This is a genomic window from Paenibacillus sp. 1781tsa1, from assembly GCF_024159265.1.
In the GTDB taxonomy this organism is placed as follows: domain Bacteria; phylum Bacillota; class Bacilli; order Paenibacillales; family Paenibacillaceae; genus Paenibacillus.
In genome coordinates, this window is sequence record NZ_JAMYWY010000001.1 from 111310 (window position 1) to 127496 (window position 16187).

Annotated in this window: 14 protein-coding genes; 10 read left to right on the forward strand and 4 right to left on the reverse strand. The window is 47.7% G+C overall.

All coding sequences use genetic code 11. The features are described from left to right. Positions 1–10 precede the first annotated feature (10 nt). Positions 11–2002 (reverse strand): M1 family metallopeptidase, encoded by a 1992-nt coding sequence (locus NKT06_RS00545; RefSeq protein WP_253428972.1) that lies wholly within the window; start codon positions 2000–2002, stop codon positions 11–13. 101 nt (positions 2003–2103) lie between these two features. Between NKT06_RS00545 and NKT06_RS00550 the strand changes: the two genes are divergently transcribed. Next, positions 2104–2607, forward strand: coding sequence for a YwhD family protein (locus NKT06_RS00550; RefSeq protein WP_253428974.1), 504 nt, complete (start codon positions 2104–2106; stop codon positions 2605–2607). A gap of 198 nt (positions 2608–2805) precedes the next feature. On the opposite strand, the gene NKT06_RS00555 is transcribed toward NKT06_RS00550, so the two are convergent. Next, complete coding sequence (locus tag NKT06_RS00555) at positions 2806–4884, reverse strand: transglycosylase domain-containing protein (RefSeq protein WP_253428976.1); 2079 nt, start codon at positions 4882–4884, stop codon at positions 2806–2808. Positions 4885–5091: 207 nt separating this feature from the next. On the opposite strand from NKT06_RS00555, the gene NKT06_RS00560 reads away from it, so the two are divergent. From NKT06_RS00560 to speB, 3 genes are read left to right on the forward strand one after another with little or no spacing between them, the layout of a single operon-like run. Further along, positions 5092–5265 (forward strand): hypothetical protein, encoded by a 174-nt coding sequence (locus tag NKT06_RS00560; protein WP_253428978.1) that lies wholly within the window; start codon positions 5092–5094, stop codon positions 5263–5265. A 31-nt stretch (positions 5266–5296) separates the two neighbouring features. Further along, positions 5297–6124, forward strand: a complete 828-nt coding sequence (gene speE, locus NKT06_RS00565; RefSeq protein ID WP_017691306.1) for a polyamine aminopropyltransferase — start codon at positions 5297–5299, stop codon at positions 6122–6124. Between the two features lie 14 nt (positions 6125–6138). Beyond that, positions 6139–7008, forward strand: coding sequence for an agmatinase (gene speB, locus NKT06_RS00570; RefSeq protein WP_253428980.1), 870 nt, complete (start codon positions 6139–6141; stop codon positions 7006–7008). A 409-nt stretch (positions 7009–7417) separates the two neighbouring features. On the opposite strand, the gene NKT06_RS31610 is transcribed toward speB, so the two are convergent. Further along, positions 7418–7549 carry a hypothetical protein gene (locus NKT06_RS31610; RefSeq protein ID WP_017691304.1) on the reverse strand — a complete coding sequence of 44 codons (132 nt, stop codon included), beginning with the start codon at positions 7547–7549 and terminating at the stop codon, positions 7418–7420. A 393-nt stretch (positions 7550–7942) separates the two neighbouring features. Between NKT06_RS31610 and NKT06_RS00575 the strand changes: the two genes are divergently transcribed. The 5 genes from NKT06_RS00575 (at position 7943) to argS (ending at position 13466) form a co-directional block, all read left to right on the forward strand. After that, positions 7943–9130, forward strand: coding sequence for a WD40/YVTN/BNR-like repeat-containing protein (locus tag NKT06_RS00575; protein WP_253428982.1), 1188 nt, complete (start codon positions 7943–7945; stop codon positions 9128–9130). 218 nt (positions 9131–9348) lie between these two features. Then, a complete protein-coding gene (locus NKT06_RS00580) occupies positions 9349–10830 on the forward strand; it encodes an alpha-N-arabinofuranosidase (RefSeq protein WP_253428985.1) in 1482 nt (493 codons plus the stop codon). Then, the gene (locus tag NKT06_RS00585) at positions 10830–11099 is read left to right on the forward strand and encodes a DUF6171 family protein (protein ID WP_253428987.1); all 270 of its coding nucleotides are present in this window, start codon (positions 10830–10832) and stop codon (positions 11097–11099) included. Before NKT06_RS00580 ends, NKT06_RS00585 begins: the two co-directional genes overlap by 1 nt. 265 nt (positions 11100–11364) lie before the next feature. Beyond that, the gene (locus NKT06_RS00590) at positions 11365–11790 is read left to right on the forward strand and encodes a YwiB family protein (RefSeq protein WP_017691299.1); all 426 of its coding nucleotides are present in this window, start codon (positions 11365–11367) and stop codon (positions 11788–11790) included. Beyond that, positions 11787–13466, forward strand: coding sequence for an arginine--tRNA ligase (argS, locus tag NKT06_RS00595; RefSeq protein WP_253428989.1), 1680 nt, complete (start codon positions 11787–11789; stop codon positions 13464–13466). The genes NKT06_RS00590 and argS overlap by 4 nt, the downstream gene beginning before the upstream one ends. Before the next feature lie 281 nt (positions 13467–13747). Here the strand turns inward: argS and NKT06_RS00600 are convergent, their stop codons facing one another. Continuing rightward, the gene (locus NKT06_RS00600) at positions 13748–14902 is read right to left on the reverse strand and encodes a S8 family peptidase (protein WP_253428991.1); all 1155 of its coding nucleotides are present in this window, start codon (positions 14900–14902) and stop codon (positions 13748–13750) included. Positions 14903–15367: 465 nt separating this feature from the next. Between NKT06_RS00600 and rpoE the strand changes: the two genes are divergently transcribed. Next, entirely contained in the window at positions 15368–15937 is a 570-nt protein-coding gene (rpoE, locus tag NKT06_RS00605; RefSeq protein ID WP_091039194.1) for a DNA-directed RNA polymerase subunit delta, read from the forward strand. The last annotated feature ends 250 nt before the right edge of the window (positions 15938–16187 follow it).

A 16187-nucleotide genomic window follows, 5' to 3' on the forward strand; every position in this document is an offset into this window, starting at 1 on the left:
CGTTTCCACCTCACCATGACAGACCTCCGAATATAGCTTCTATTAGTTTGGTTACACTCATGCTCCAGCGGGATTTTGCCTGCTCATCCAGTCCGGATTTCAGGAAATTGTTCATATGGCGGTTCTCCAGCACGATCGTGTATAGGGGATCGGTCATGGCCCAGGATACGGGGGATGTGTGCGTTAATTTATAGGTAATGCGATCTTCTTTGCCATCCCATTGCTTGGTGAGGATATGTCCGTCTTCAAAAGCAATTCGAACAGGAACGGCGTTGTAATCACTGCCTTTTTTGGCGATCGTCACGGATGACTCGTACAATGTTTGACCGTCTTTCTGTACAGGCGTAACACGAATCTTCTCTACAGCAAAGTCAGCCATTCCATTACCATAGACGTATTGGTCAAAATAATCAGACCAGGAAGTGCGGGTCACTTGTTCCACAACGTTCTGAAAATCAGCTGAAGTGGGATGTTTGAAGCGGTACTTCTTTACATAGGTAGAGAGAATGCGTTCCATCTTTTTTGTGCCGACTTGATGTTCAATACCAAGCAATACAAGCTTGCCACGTGTGTAGACATTGGCTGCATACTCATTCTGTGAATCGAACTTCCAGGATTCTTGCGTTAAGGATGAAGGAGACGTAATCAGTCCCGATTGTACCGGCAGATTCGGAATCAATCCGTATTCCTGCTCCATCAGTTTGTCTTCTGCATAAGAGGTGAACCCCTCATCCAGCCAGGCTTCCTCAAATTCGTTGCTGGCAACCATGCCGTAGAAGTACTGGTGTCCGATCTCGTGGACTACGGTACGTTCCAAGTCATAACCTGGAGTAGTGTCATCAGCTCCAAAGGCCGTAACTAGCGTAGGGTATTCCATACCTCCAGCACCGTTCCCCGCTTTGGGTGGAACAACGATGGATAAGGTAGCGTAAGGATAGGGGCCAAACCATTTGCTATAATTGGCTAGTGCGGCCTTCGCGGCGTAGAAATAACGTTCTTTCAGATCCTGATGAGCAGGATCTAAATATAACTTGATTCGTACACCAGGCACATTGGGTGCAGAGAAGGGTTCCTCGGCGTAGACAAAATCCGGCGAAGCTGCCCAGGCGAAATCATGCACATCATCGGCATAGAATTGATAGACTTTTTCTCCGTTCTTCACCACGGCTTGTTGCGTTGGAAATCCGGTAGCAGCAACTTTGTATGTTTCAGGCACTCGAATACGCACACTATATATACCGAAGTCGGCGTAAAACTCTGAATTGCCATGGTATTGGTGCAGATTCCAGCCTTCCGTTGTCCGTCCGCGCCTGCCCACAGGTTCATAGGCACTTAATTTGGGAAACCATTGACCTGCCATGACAAAATCATCAGCAGTTCCCATCCGGGCAAAAATCTTTGGCAGATTCACTTGGAATCGGGTGTGGAGTGTAATGCTTTCTCCGCCTTTGACGGGTTTGGGTAAGCGTACTTTAATGAGGGTAGTGTCCTTGATATTTCCGTCATCTGGTTGTACATACTGCATCCGGTGCAGCAGAGAGAGCCCGTCCTCCGTTTTCATTTCGGTAATGTTCATGGAGCCATAACCGTTGGTAGGCATGACATCACCCCGAAGCTTTCCACCGGATTCCTTCATAAAGGTGGTGTCAGCAGAAGAAAAGGCGTTGGGATACATATGAAAGTAAAGCTCGTTGACGGTTTTTTTACCTGGATGTGTCCAGGTAATCGTCTGAGTCCCTTCCAGTACGTTCCCTTCGATCAGTTTTACATCCATGTGATATTCCACAACACGGTTGCTGTACACTTCGGCAGTGGGGGTCTGTACACTTTCTGGAGGTGCTGGCGTTGGGGCTTTTGCCTTAGGCTTGCCCGATTCCGGGGCAAGTGTGGGCAATTCGGAATGTGTTGAGTGAGTATAACCCAGAGTGATCCATATCCCTCCGGCCAGCACACATAGGGCCAGGGATGCGGTGAGCCAGCTCTTGGCGCGTCGTGGAATCATCGTTAAATACCTCCCGTTGACAAGCATCTACAGCATGTATATGTTTGCAATGGGCCAATTATTAGTTAAAATATTTGTATCAACCCTTGGAGGCTATAAACATGGACCAAAACGAGCAAAACGGCAAAAAACAGATTGCCTTGAATATCGTTAGTGCAAAAAGCAAGCATAAGGGCTTCGGTGCAGGCTCCATTGATCTGAATAACCTATCTCCGGTCATTATTGACAATGGCGAAGCCAAAATTGATATTGGTGCGATGCATGCGAAGAGTAAAGTGGAGCGCAATATCAAGTTCTCGACGAATCGTGAGGATGTACCCAACGGACGCCAAGTATGGCTGGTGTGGGTAGCTGTAGATCGCACGGAAGAGGGGCAACTGTATGGTGGAGCAACGGCATGTGAGATGTGGATCGATACAGAAGCGAGACGTGGCTGGAAACTGCTGGCTGAACATGTGAATCGCATGGATTATGCCATGAAGCGCCGTTTCATGCTGGATGAGCTGGGGCCGGAAGATCGGGCTGCACTTAAGAAGCTGCTGATCTCACACAACGAAGAATGGTGGAATGCTTCTCCAGATGAATTGAAAGAAGCACTCGCCTAAGGCAAATCATTCAACACCGTATAAAATTAAAAAAGCAAAAGGACCCTTGACCGTAAAGTTCGGTTTGGGGTCTTTTGCTTGTGCATGAACTGTATTCATTGATCTGAATAATTATGAGTTTTCATCCAAAGTGAATTTCCAAATGCCCAATGTAACCAGAGGGTACAGGTGACGCAATTAAGTCATCGCGCATTTGCGTCATTCTACCCACCAACGTTTGAAATCACCCCACCAGGAATGTTTCTCTTCCTGTATGCCTTGTTGATTCTGTACCTGACGTGTCTTTTCATCTTCTCCTGAATCCGAATCATCTGTCGTCCCATGGCAGACCTCTGTCGGTTCAGTACCATCAATAAAAACTTCCAGCCTTTTCTCTTCACAACCGTTGCCTGCCAGCTTGCCGGATTCCGGGTCGATATAGACACTTACGACATGATCAGGCACGGTGAAAATTTTGGGTGGTACGCTCGCAAGCGCCTGCTCTGTGAACTGGGCAAAAATCGGCGCAGCCCGGCGGCCATCCGAAGTCGATATGGCTTTGCCTTGGTCGTATCCAACCCATACGGCAGTGGAAAGCTCTGGTGTGAATCCAACGAGCCAGGCATCCGTATTGGTCGTCCCTGTCTTTCCGGCAACCGGGCGTTTGATCGCGGCAGATACCCTGTTACCCGTTCCCCCATTTTCGAATACACTTTCCATTAATCGAGTTAGTACATAAGCTGCCGCAGGTTCTACAACGTTCTCAGCCTTGGTTTGAGGCGATTCATAGAGTACACGTCCTGCTGCATCCGTCACTTGCAGAATGGCGACAGGCGGCGTCCGTTGTCCACCAGCAGCAATGACGGAAAAGGCCGATGCCATCTCCAGCGGGCTGACAGGTGATGTTCCCAGTGCAAGAGAAGGTACGGCGCTCAGGTTGCTTGTAATACCGAGGTTTTTCGCCATACTCACAACCTGCTCAGGACCGATCTGCATAATGGTGTTGACCGCATAGATGTTGTCTGAAGCGGCGATCGCCTGTCTTAGATCAATCTCACCCAGATACTTGTCTCCGAAGTTGCCGGGTTTATAGGTTTTGCGGTCATTGTCGTAGTGAAACAGGGTAGGTTCACTTTTAAACATGGATGCACTAGTAAGCTGCTTGGATTCCAAGGCTGCCAGATACATAATGGGTTTAAACGCCGAACCTGGCTGGCGCGTTGTCGCCAGTACATGGTTAATCTGATTGGTGCGGTAATTCTTGCCGCCCACCATGGCTTTAATGTAGCCCGTCCGAGGGTCGATGGACACCAGAGCTGTCTCCAGCTCGCTTTTGGCATCCATACCCTTCGCTATAGCGTCTTCAGCTGCTTTTTGTACACGCAGATCCAGGGTAGTGTAGATATTCAATCCTCCATGATCCAGCATCGCTTCACTGATTCCCAGTTCTTTGATGGCCAGATTCCGGATATAGTCGCGGAAATACGGGGCACTTTCCACCGTTTTACGATCACTTTCGGGTTTGAACGCTAGCATTTGCTCATAAGCTTTATCCGCTTCGGCTTGGGTGATCTTGCCGATATCAGCCATGGCATTCAGCACAATCTTCTGCCGGTCTTTGGCGTTTTTCATATGGTTATAGGGTGAATAGTAGGTCGGTCCTTTTGGGATTCCTGCCAGCATAGCGCTCTCAGCGAGATCCAGCTGTTTGGCTGATTTGCCAAAATACATTCGTGAAGCTGCTTCGATTCCGTAAGCACCATGTCCATAATAGATTTCATTCAGATACATCTGCAAAATTTCATCCTTGCTGTATTTCATCTCCAATTGAGCCGTGTACATGGCTTCCTTGGCTTTACGAGTCCATGTTTTCTCATGAGATAGATATAGGTTGCGCGCCAGCTGTTGGGTCAATGTACTCGCGCCCTGAGACATCTGCATGTGCTCCAGGTTAACAAGTACAGCTCGTCCCATCCCTTGAACATCGAAACCGTAGTGATTATAGAATTTGCGGTCCTCTACAGCTAAAGTGGCGTTGACGAGATCCGGAGCGATATCCTCCAGTTGAACGGGAACAGAGTCTTTGCCACCTGCGGAGAAGGTAGCGATCACTTCACCTTGACTGTCCAGCAATCGGGAATTCCGATCAGAGTCTGCGAGGGGCAGGCTGGTTGCGTATAGGTACACCAATCCCGCGGCAGTAGCAAGCATAGCGAGCACGGCGAGCAGAGACAGGTTTTTAATGAATTTACGTACACGGAACCCGCGTTTGCGGGTCTTCTGATTTGGCTTGGTCATGGAACGGGCTCCTCTCTTTTCTTCCAGTATGGGACTTCATTGGCAGGGATATTCAATCGGGTGCGTAAGCAGACAAAATGTAGCGTTTTCGCCGCAAAAACCGTTTTGCAGTATAAACGTCAATCGCGTATAATGCAAAAGGGTAATGAAAAGGTAAGATTCGGTACAAGATACTAAAGCGCGTAAGGACGAACAGACGAGTGGTCATTGATTCATCGATTAGTCAGACGCTCTGCACGCACTGGTCAATTTAATCTATATAATGAAGTGAACCGCGGACATTTCCCGCAGGCCAGCAATCATAACGTGATATGGCACCGAACGCTGGACGTGCTTGAGCGAACCGATTATAGTGTACCGCACTTGGTCGGGTATGGCTGATCATTAACTTTACGGAAAGAAGGTAGAGATTATGGAATTGTGGTTTACGGAGAAACAGACCCCGGTATTCGGGATCACCGCGAAGATTAAGCAGACCTATGTTACAGAGAAAACCGATTTTCAAGATTTAGCCATGGTAGAAACCGAGGAATTCGGTAACATGCTGCTTCTTGATGGCATGGTGATGACTACCGTAAAAGACGAATTCGTATATCACGAAATGGCGGCACATCCTGCGCTGAACACTCACCCGAATCCGAAAAAAGTTCTGGTTGTCGGTGGCGGTGATGGTGGAGTCATTCGTGAAGTGATTAAGCATGCTGCTGTAGAAAAAGCAGTTCTCGTCGAGATCGACGGTAAAGTCATTGAATACTCCAAAAAATATTTGCCTGAAATCGCCGGCAAGTTGGACGAGCCTAATGTTGAAGTGCTTGTAAACGACGGCTATATGCATATTATTGAACATAAAAATGAATACGATGTGATCATCGTAGACTCTACAGAGCCTGTAGGTCCGGCTGCTCCATTGTTTGAGCGCGGGTTCTACCAAGGTATCTACGAAGCGTTAAAAGAAGACGGAATCTTTGTTGCTCAAACGGACAACCCGTGGTTTAAGGCGGATCTGATCCAGAAGGTGAACAAAGACGTCAAAGAAATCTTCCCGATCGTACATGTGTACGGCTGTAATATTCCAACATATCCAAGTGGTTTGTGGACATTCACTATGGGCAGCAAGAAACATGACCCGCTTGAAGTGGATGAGACTCAAATCCCGGAGATGGATACCAAGTATTACTCTCCGCGTCTGCATAAAGCAGCATTTGTACTTCCTAAATTCGTGGAAGATTTAACGAAATAAAGGGGAAATCATTAATGAAACTGGATCAAGCTTATTCAGGAAACGTATTTATTTGCAGCTCTGAGGATTATGAGAACTCGAAAGCGGTTATCTATGGTATGCCAATGGATTATACTGTCAGCTTCCGTCCGGGTTCCCGTTTTGGCCCATCTCATATCCGTCAAGCATCGGTTGGACTCGAAGAGTACAGCCCATATCTGGACAAAAGCATCGTAGACATGACGTACTTTGACGCTGGAGACTTGCTACTGCCTTTCGGTAACGCAGGTCGTAGCCTTGATGTAATTCATGAATACATCGGCAGTCTGCTCGCTGATGACAAGTTCCCAGTTGGTCTCGGTGGTGAGCATCTGGTTACTTGGCCAGTCATCCAACAAATGTACAAGAAATACCCGGATCTTATCCTGATTCATATTGATGCACACGCAGACCTTCGTGAAAACTATGAAGGCGAGCCATTGTCCCACTCCACGCCAGTACGTAAAGCAGCTGAGTTGATGGGTGGCCAAAACATCTATCAGTTCGGTATCCGTTCTGGTTCCCGTGAGGAGTTCCAGTATGGTCGCGAGAACATCAACTTCTACCCATTTGAAGTGTCAGCTCCGATGAAGGAAGCTCTACCGAAGATGGGCAACCGTCCGGTGTATGTGACCATCGACATCGATGTGCTTGATCCGTCAGCAGCTCCAGGAACAGGTACAGCAGAAGCGGGCGGCATTACGTCCAAAGAACTGCTGGAAGCCATCCATATGATCGCTGGATCTGATGTAAATGTAGTTGGTTGTGACTTGGTTGAAGTAGCACCAATCTATGATCCCACACAACAGACACAGATTGTAGCTGCGAAGCTGATCCGTGAAATGCTGCTAGGATTCGTGAAATAACATAGAATAATTGATAGAGATAACGCTCTCTGTCTGCGCCTTTTCAAATTAGCGCAGGCAGGGCGTTTTTTTGTTCACATTTATTTGCTATCCTCGAACGGACTGGGTGATAGATGTTGAACTATGCTGCCAAACAAAATAACGAAGTAAAATTAAGTTAGGTTAACTTAGCTTAATTTAACTTTTGTACAGAGCTGTGCTATACTGACTACATAAGTTTTCAGTAGTATATTAATTGATATATTACATTCGTGAAGTATATGGTGATCGGGTTCGGTCATATACTAAAAAGAGCCTTCACCGCTACCAACGGTAAAGACTCTTAGGACCCGAAAGGCTGTGGATTGCCACGGCGCGCATGAACTAAATACTGTTATTCAAGCGAAACCCACCGTCAGGCGTCCAAACCTTATGAGGTGGGTTTTCGCTTGCTACGAAACTTTTTGCGTAACCAACGGTAAAGCTTTCGTCCGCTCAGTACAATACTGAGGATCGCAGCAATCCATCGGATCACATCAAGCAACGCCACAAGTTTGACCATCGACGTCACCCCCTCTCGGGAAGCTGCGCCGTGATCTGGAAAACATCCACCGTTATTCAAGAGTCCATAAAATCAATTATAGCACGTATGTTCCTATGTCTCTACCATTTATTGCTTGTATCAGTATAGGCTCGCATATGCAGATATCTTGCCTTGGCATGACTCCATCTTAATATTTATGCCTTTTCTTAAGTATCAGTTTTGTTATCCTTGCTGTGGGGACGTATCCCATTTAACTTAGAGTACACAACGATTGTTGATGCACCACCCTTGCCTACATGATCCAATCATGGGTGAAGGTGGTTTTTTTCTTGCAAAATTGTCATAGGGGTTCATCCGATTGTTACGTTATAATCATCAAATTTGGGTAAAACCATAGAAGGAGGTGTTACGATGACAACCAAGAGTACAATGACATGGAAACGGATTGGTGCACTCGCATTATCGTTAACGCTGGCTTGGGGGATGGGGCCGGTACATATGCTTTCAGGCGCTAACGCTGCATCCTCGCAGGCGTGTGGAAAGGGAGATCACGGACTAGCTACTACACTGAAAAAAGGTAGTGGTGTGGAAGAGCAACACCTGCAATTTACAGACATTGATTTTCTTAATGATACGACTGGACGAGCTGGGGGTGAAGGCTTCCTGATCGGGACCTCAAATGCAGGATGTACGTGGCAGTCCATATATACCGGGCAGTGGCAATTCACACAGCTGGATTTTCCGAATAATGTGAATGGATATGCGTTGGCACAAGTGAGAAATTCACCTGCAACCTATCTGATCCGTACCCATGATGGGGGATCGCACTGGACGCGGCTCGATACTCCGGGCATTCAATTCAAGCGAATCGATTTTCGCAATAAAGATGTAGGTTATGGTTACACCTATAATGGTGCATATCAGACGAAGGATGGCGGGGTAACCTGGAGCAAAATGAATACACCTGCCAACACGCGTGCAGCTGCCTTTGCCACAGAAAAGCAAGGATATGCCGTGGTGGTTGTACCCGGATCGGGATATCATTTGAAGCAAACGAGTGATGGCGGCAAGAACTGGACAACCTCTCTTCGAGTTGTCTCAGACACATGGAGTGGAGCGGACCTCTATGCACATGGTCAGCAAGTGTGGGCCCTTCTGTATGGTGATGCAGGCATGTCCCAACAATCCTACTCCCTCTATGCGAGCGGCAATCAAGGTAAGAACTGGACCCAAGTATTTGCGCAATCCACAGCAGGAGGAGGTCTAGCGCCAGGTACAAACAGTACGGGCAAAGGAACGGGACCTGCCAACCCAGGTGGTCATCCCGGCAACATGGCTTTGATTGGTAATCAGACGGCTTATCTGTCTGCGGGTTCACCAGCAGCTGGCAAAGTGGGTATTGGACGTTCTTATGATACAGGTTCCACGTGGAAAAACGTTGACTTGAAAGATCCGGGGTACAGTTCCCGTATCTCTTTCCCATCGGCCAAGACGGGTTGGCTCGTCGTAACAAGTGATAACTCTCCTGCGATCTATCAGACTACAGATGGCGGAACGACGTGGACACAAAAAATGTTGTTGCCTTCAGAGCAGGATTAAGTAGCCTGTTATACTGAAATAATAACCGGGCAAATCCAAATTAGAAATGAATAAAAATCAATTTGGTAAGTCTCTGCATGGATATCTATAATGAACAAGCCCCTTCCTGGCTTATGATGTGGGAGGGGGCTTATTTGTGTAGAAATAAAAACGGTTGAAACCTGCTTTAAAACAAGTTATTGTAAGCGATAACAATACATTATATGGAGGTTGAAATCATGGTTGATGTTATTCTAAAGGTAGATTCAGACCAAGGATTAATAAATCGCAATATATATGGTCACTTTTCCGAACACTTGGGACGTTGTATTTATGAGGGGCTGTGGGTAGGAGAGGATTCACCTATTCCGAATACGGATGGGATTCGAAATGATGTATTGACGGCCTTGCAGAAGCTTAATATTCCAGTACTTCGCTGGCCGGGTGGCTGTTTTGCCGATGAATATCACTGGAAAGATGGTGTGGGTCCGAAGAGTGAGCGTGCTCGTATGATCAATACGCACTGGGGCGGTGTGGAAGAGAACAATCACTTTGGTACGCATGAATTCTTGAGATTATGTGAATTGCTCGGCACCGAGCCATATATCAGTGGCAACCTGGGTAGCGGTACAGTGCAGGAGATGCAGGAATGGGTGGAGTACATCACATTTGATGGCGAATCCCCGATGGCGAACTGGCGTAAGAGTAACGGTAGGGAAGAACCTTGGAAACTGAAGTATTTTGGCGTGGGAAATGAGAACTGGGGATGCGGCGGAAATATGCGTCCTGAATATTATGCGGATGAATATCGCCGCTATGCTACATATGTACGGAACTATTCCGGGAACGAGATTTATAAAATTGCATGTGGCCCGAACGACAGTAACTATGAGTGGATGGAAGTGTTGATGCGGGAAGCTGCCCGTTTCATGGATGGCATCAGTCTTCATTATTATACAATTCCGACAGGTGTGTGGGAAGACAAGGGGAACGCTACCGGTTTTGGAGAGGGTGAATGGTTTACCACGTTGAAGAAAACGCTGTTTATGGATGAATTGCTTGTGAAGCACTCCGAAATTATGGATAAATATGATCCAGATGGCCGGGTCGGTATCATTGTAGACGAGTGGGGAACGTGGTATAACGTTGAGCCGGGAACCAATCCCGGCTTCCTCTACCAACAAAATACGATGCGGGATGCAGTTCTTGCAGCGGTGAACCTTAACATTTTCAATCAGCATAATAAACGGGTACAGATGGCCAATTTGGCTCAGATCGTGAACGTGCTTCAATCGCTTGTGCTCACGGAAGGGGACAAAATGCTCCTGACACCTACGTATCATGTATTTGATATGTATCAGGTTCATATGGATGCGCAGCGACTGGATTTGAATTATGATAGCCCTGGGTATACCTTCGGAGAAGACACCATTCCTCAGCTCAGCTTATCAGCGTCCCGCAACAAAGATGGGGTCATTCATGTGACAGCTTGTAATCTGAGCCACATCGATGAGTTGGAAGTCGTGTGTCAGCTGGACGCAGCTCAAGCGGCTAAAGTATCCGGGCAGATTCTGCACCATACTGATTTTGGTGCATTCAATACCTTTGAACAACCGAATCATGTTCAGCCTGTGGCGTGGGAGGGACTCACACTGGAGAATAACACCTTGCGTTTTGTTCTTCCTCCAGCATCGGTTGGGGTTATCGCTGTAGAGGGTTAATGATGAAAAGGCAGGAACCTTGCAAGGGTTGCAATGATCAGTATGATGTGAAGATTAGCGATGCCAAAATGGCCAGACTTGTTGATATTGCTTCACGCTCGCGTCCCACGGTACAGGATGAGGAATATGAGCGGCGGCTATCCATCTGCTCTGCCTGTCCGGGATTGCAATATGGCACAACTTGTCGGCACTGTGGCTGTCTCGTACAGGTGCGAGCGAAGTTGAGCGAGTCGACATGTCCTTTTCCTTATGAATCACAATGGGCCTGATCGGATGAATGAATCTTATTATAATGAAGCAAAAGGGAGTTGCACTTTACAGGTGTGGCTCTTCTTTTTTGGCTTGATGAGGAAAAAACTCTGAATTTGGATTTGAATTGAGCGAGGGAACTGGATATAGTTATACAGTAGAGTGTAGGATAGCGAGCTATCCTGGAATATGAGCGCGTATAGCGACACAACAATACGGGAAGGGCTGTTCTCACCGGCCGTGCCTGATTTTGCGTCGCCTCGAATATAATGGAGGTTAACATTCATGTCGAACATGCGACCGGTACACATCCGGCTGCACAGCCGTTATGAAGGTGAAGATGTGCTGCAGGAAATGCAGGGTGAAGCCGTGTTAAAAGGGTCTGTTCTTTATGTTCGTTATGAAGAACCGCAGGTTGGACCCGAGGGAGGCACAACTCGTACCACATTGAAGCTGGGTGGACAATCCATCAAGATTATACGTCATGGTGAAGTGGAATCGGAGCAGACTTTTGAATTGAATCGGAAGCTTCCTGGTTTCTACCGATCACCATACATGTCGTTTGCCCTGTCCACGCATACACAGAAGCTGGAACTTTCCATTCAGGGATTGAGCGCACGCGCAGCGTGGAGCTACGACTTTTACCGCTTTGATGAAGAATCCGGACATTTCGCGATTAGTTTGCATATACAGGAGGAACCAATTTCATGACACGTAATCCACTAGATACGATTAACGAACGGGTAAGCACGGCCATCGGCAACGCCATTGTGGCGGCCGGAATTGTTACGCAGGACGAATTGCCAGCCATCACATTGGAAGTGCCGCGTGAGAAGACACACGGAGATCTGGCTACCAATGCTGCTATGCAGCTGACCAAGATTGCCAAGCGCAATCCACGTCAGATTGCTGAAGAGATTATTGCCAATCTGAATCTGGCTGAAGCAGGAATCGAGAAGGCTGAGATTGCGGGTCCAGGATTCATTAACTTCAAATTGGACAAGAGTTACCTTTACCCAGTACTTGCGCTTGTGCAGGAGCAGGGTGAAGATTACGGAAGAATTAAAATCGGAGAAGGCCGCAAAGTTGAGATGGAATTCGTCAGTGCCAACCCGACAGGCAGTTTGCATCTGGGTCATGCCCGTGGAGCAGCTGTAGGTGATGCTCTATGTAACATCCTTGACTACGCTGGATATGAAGTAACCCGTGAATACTACATCAATGATGCAGGTAATCAGGTGTTTAATTTGGCGCGTTCCATTGAAGCTCGTTATCTGCAAGAGCTGGGTCAGGATGCTGAGATGCCTGAGGACGGTTATCACGGTGAGGATATTAAAGGATTTGCCAAGCAGCTTGTTGCTGAAAAGGGTGATGAATTGCTGTCCATGCATCCGGGGGACCGTGCGGCTTATTTCCGTGACTTTGGCCTGGAGAAGGAACTGGACAAGATCAAACGTGACTTGAATCGCTTCCGTGTTAACTTTGACATCTGGTTCAGCGAAACTTCCCTGTATGACAACGGAGAGGTGCTGCGAGTGCTTGATGAATTGCGTGACCGCAATGAGATCTATGAGCAAGATGGGGCAACTTGGTTGAAAACGATGCAATATGGTGACGACAAAGAACGTGTGTTGATCAAGAACGATGGCACGTATACTTACCTGACGCCAGATATTGCTTATCACCGCGACAAATATGCGCGTGGATACGACACGATGATCAACATCTGGGGTGCAGATCATCACGGATATATTCCACGGATGAAAGCCGCAATGCAAGCACTGGGTAATGACCCTGAGAAACTGGTAGTCTTGATTGCACAGATGGTGAGCTTGTTCCAGAACGGTGAAAAAGTGAAGATGTCCAAACGTACAGGTAAAGCTGTAACGATGGAAGACCTGATGGATGAAGTCGGCATTGATGCCATTCGTTACTTCTTCACAATGCGCAGCATGGACTCCCATCTGGACTTTGACATGGACCTTGCTATTTCGACATCCAATGAGAATCCGGTATTCTACGTACAATACGCGCATGCACGTGTATGCAGTGTATACCGTCAGGCTGAAGAACAGGGTATTGAACTGCTGCCACTGGCACAGATCGACCTGTCCAAGCTGACTACAGAGCACGAGTATGACCTTCTTCGCAAAATGGGAGAACTGCCTGAAGAAATCTCGGCAGCGGCAACAGGATATGCGCCTCATCGTATCATCCGTTATGTTTACGAGCTGGCATCCCTGTTCCACAGCTATTACCGTGCAGAACGTGTTATTACGGAAGATGCGCAGCAAACTCAGGCACGTCTTGCACTGATCGGTGCTGTGCGCACAGTTATCGCAACGGCGCTTCGTCTGGTAGGCGTAACCGCACCAGATAAAATGTAACTTCCAGGCTCGCGGCCTGCTGGCCCTCTGCCTCAAGCAAAAAGTCTCCATGTCCACGTTGCGTCTTCAACGTGGTGCATGGAGACTTTTTTTGTTGTGTACCTGGAGTTGAAGAAAACGAATTGCCCTGTCTAAGGTACGCTAGCTTGCCCAGACATCACGGCGGGCGCCACCTGAGAGTTTTGCCGCTACGTCATATCCCTTCGCGCGTACCAGTCAGGGGCGGGTTAATGTGATTCGCCAAGCACCAAGCGAGTTCTGCTGACGGTGGCATAGCCGACTCACTCCCCGCCCTCCTGCATTAGCTTCAGGGCGTCAATTTCACCACCACGTATTTTGCTTTTCGCTGTGGTGGTCTTGCGGGCTCGCAGCGGGATCGTAGAACGTTTGACGAGGGTCTTGATTTCGCTGGGGGATAACCCTGGATGTTTTGCGAGCAGCAAAGCGATAGCACCGCTCACATGGGAGGTCGCCATGGAGGTGCCGCTCATCTCGTGATGCTTGCCTTGTACCCAAGAGGAGACAATCTTATCACCGGGTGCATAGACATCCACATATGCACCACGATTACTGAAGGACGCGATACGTCTGTTTTTGTCGGTTGCTCCGACGGATATGGTCTGCGGATAACGTGCTGGATAATCAATACTGCGGCGTTTGCCATCATTTCCTGACGAAGCAACAATGACGATTCCGGCATGGTACGCACGGTTGACAACGTCAAGAAGCGCCTTGCTGCGTGTTTTCATGCCAAAGCTCATATTGATGATATCGACCCTGTTACGCACACACCAATCGATGCCAAGCACAATGTCAGATACATAAGCTGATCCGTTGTGATCGAATGCCTTCACGGGATAGATCAGGGCGCGTGGAGCTACACCAATCATGCCTGCGGTGCTGTTGGCTGCGGCGATAGTTCCCGCAATGTGGGTACCGTGTCCGTTATCATCGTGTGGGAGCAGGCTGCGGTTTAACAGATTGATTCCGCGTGCCAGGGAATATCGAAGATCAGGATGGTGGTAATCAGCACCTGTATCAATTACACCGATTTTAATCCGGTGTCCGGTAGACACAGACCATACTTTGGGCGCCCGAATCTGCTTTACTCCCCAGGGTATGCCTTGGGCATTGCTCGGTTTGCTGTGGAGTGCGGTGGCATGAAGGGAGATAGGTGTGTCTTCTTCAATTGTAATCTCATCCCCATAGCGGGATAGGTCCTCCGGGCGTTGTACTGTAGCGATAAGGGAACGAGCTAGTCGCGAGGAGCGGACGGCCCCAAGGTCGGTAAATTCATTCCGCATTCGGGATAATTCCACGAGGCAGGCCTCGTACTGCTGCGGTTTGGCAAATCGGATCAAATATCGCCCTCCCTGTTCTGGTTCAGGGCGTCGCATTCCGTCAATCAATTGATGCAATAAACCAGTATAGTCCATAATGGGCAGCCCCCTTCGGGATGAACATGCTGAGGTATTCTATGAATGCGTTCATCCCGCCGCATGGGGAACTTGCCCTTTTTTTACAAAAACACATTCACTTCGTGTCAAAACGGGCGCAGGGACATATGATGGATGGAGAGCTATAGGGCTCTTGCGGGGAACCTGGTGAGGAGCAATCCTTCAAGGGTATACAGTCAAAAGGCGGAGGGGACTCCGTCTTTTTTATTTATTATGGAGTTGTCTCTTTTGCAATGAAGGATAGGTGTGAGTTTATTGTCGCATCGCGTTGAATATATTGGACGGATTGGAGCTGCTCTCCGCATTTGCGTCACATCCGTACATAAAAACTTGCTTTTTAACGCTAAATAGGTTTTACTTAGGTTTGTTAATGGATATGTTATACGTAACAGTCCAGTTCGTAGGGGTTAAAAAGTGAATTTTGTGTGAGAGGAAGTGTCTGCAGTGAGTACCTCGCTCAATTTGAAAATTGATAAAGAAAAGGTAAAAGAGATCCCTTTGGTGGACCTTGCCTTTATGGTGCTGAAAGCGGCTAATACGCCGTATTACTATCGTGACTTGATGAATGAGGTAGCGAAGCAGCGCGGAATGACTGATGAAGAAATCAACGAGTTTATCGCCCAGCTATATACCGAGATTAATATCGATGGCCGTTTTGCTTGCGTCGGTACAAGTCTGTGGGGCTTGAAGCGCTGGTATCCGGTAGCTGGAACAGAAGATTCCATGACGGGTGCGAAGCGTCCGCGTATCATCAACGATGAAGATGATGATCTGGAAGATGAAGACTTCGGTGAAGAAGAAGATAGCTATAACAGCGATGAAGACTTCGACAGCCCGGACAAAGACGAAGATGAAGACGAAGAAGATGAAGACGAAGACGACATCTTTGATGAAGAAGACAGCGAAGAAGAAGTGCTGGTTGAAGATGACGATCTGGAAGATGAAGACCTCGAAGAAGACGAAGAAGAGTCCGAAAACGAGGATGAATTTGACGACGATTCTGATAATCGGTAGTCATTTTTGACGTCTATAATTTACCCGTTTCCCCGGAATAGTCAGCCTTGACAGCAGACGGGGTAACGGGTAAACTATTGCATGGGCTTATGAATGAGCGACAATATATTTATGTTTTTTATAGAAGGTGCCCCGTCCTGCGGGAGTACTTTTTTTTGTATTTTTAGAGGCATAATTTTGCAAAATGATTTCTTTTCCGTATGCTCCCGGCCAACATTTCGTGGCCCGTTTTTGTATATCAAAAACACAA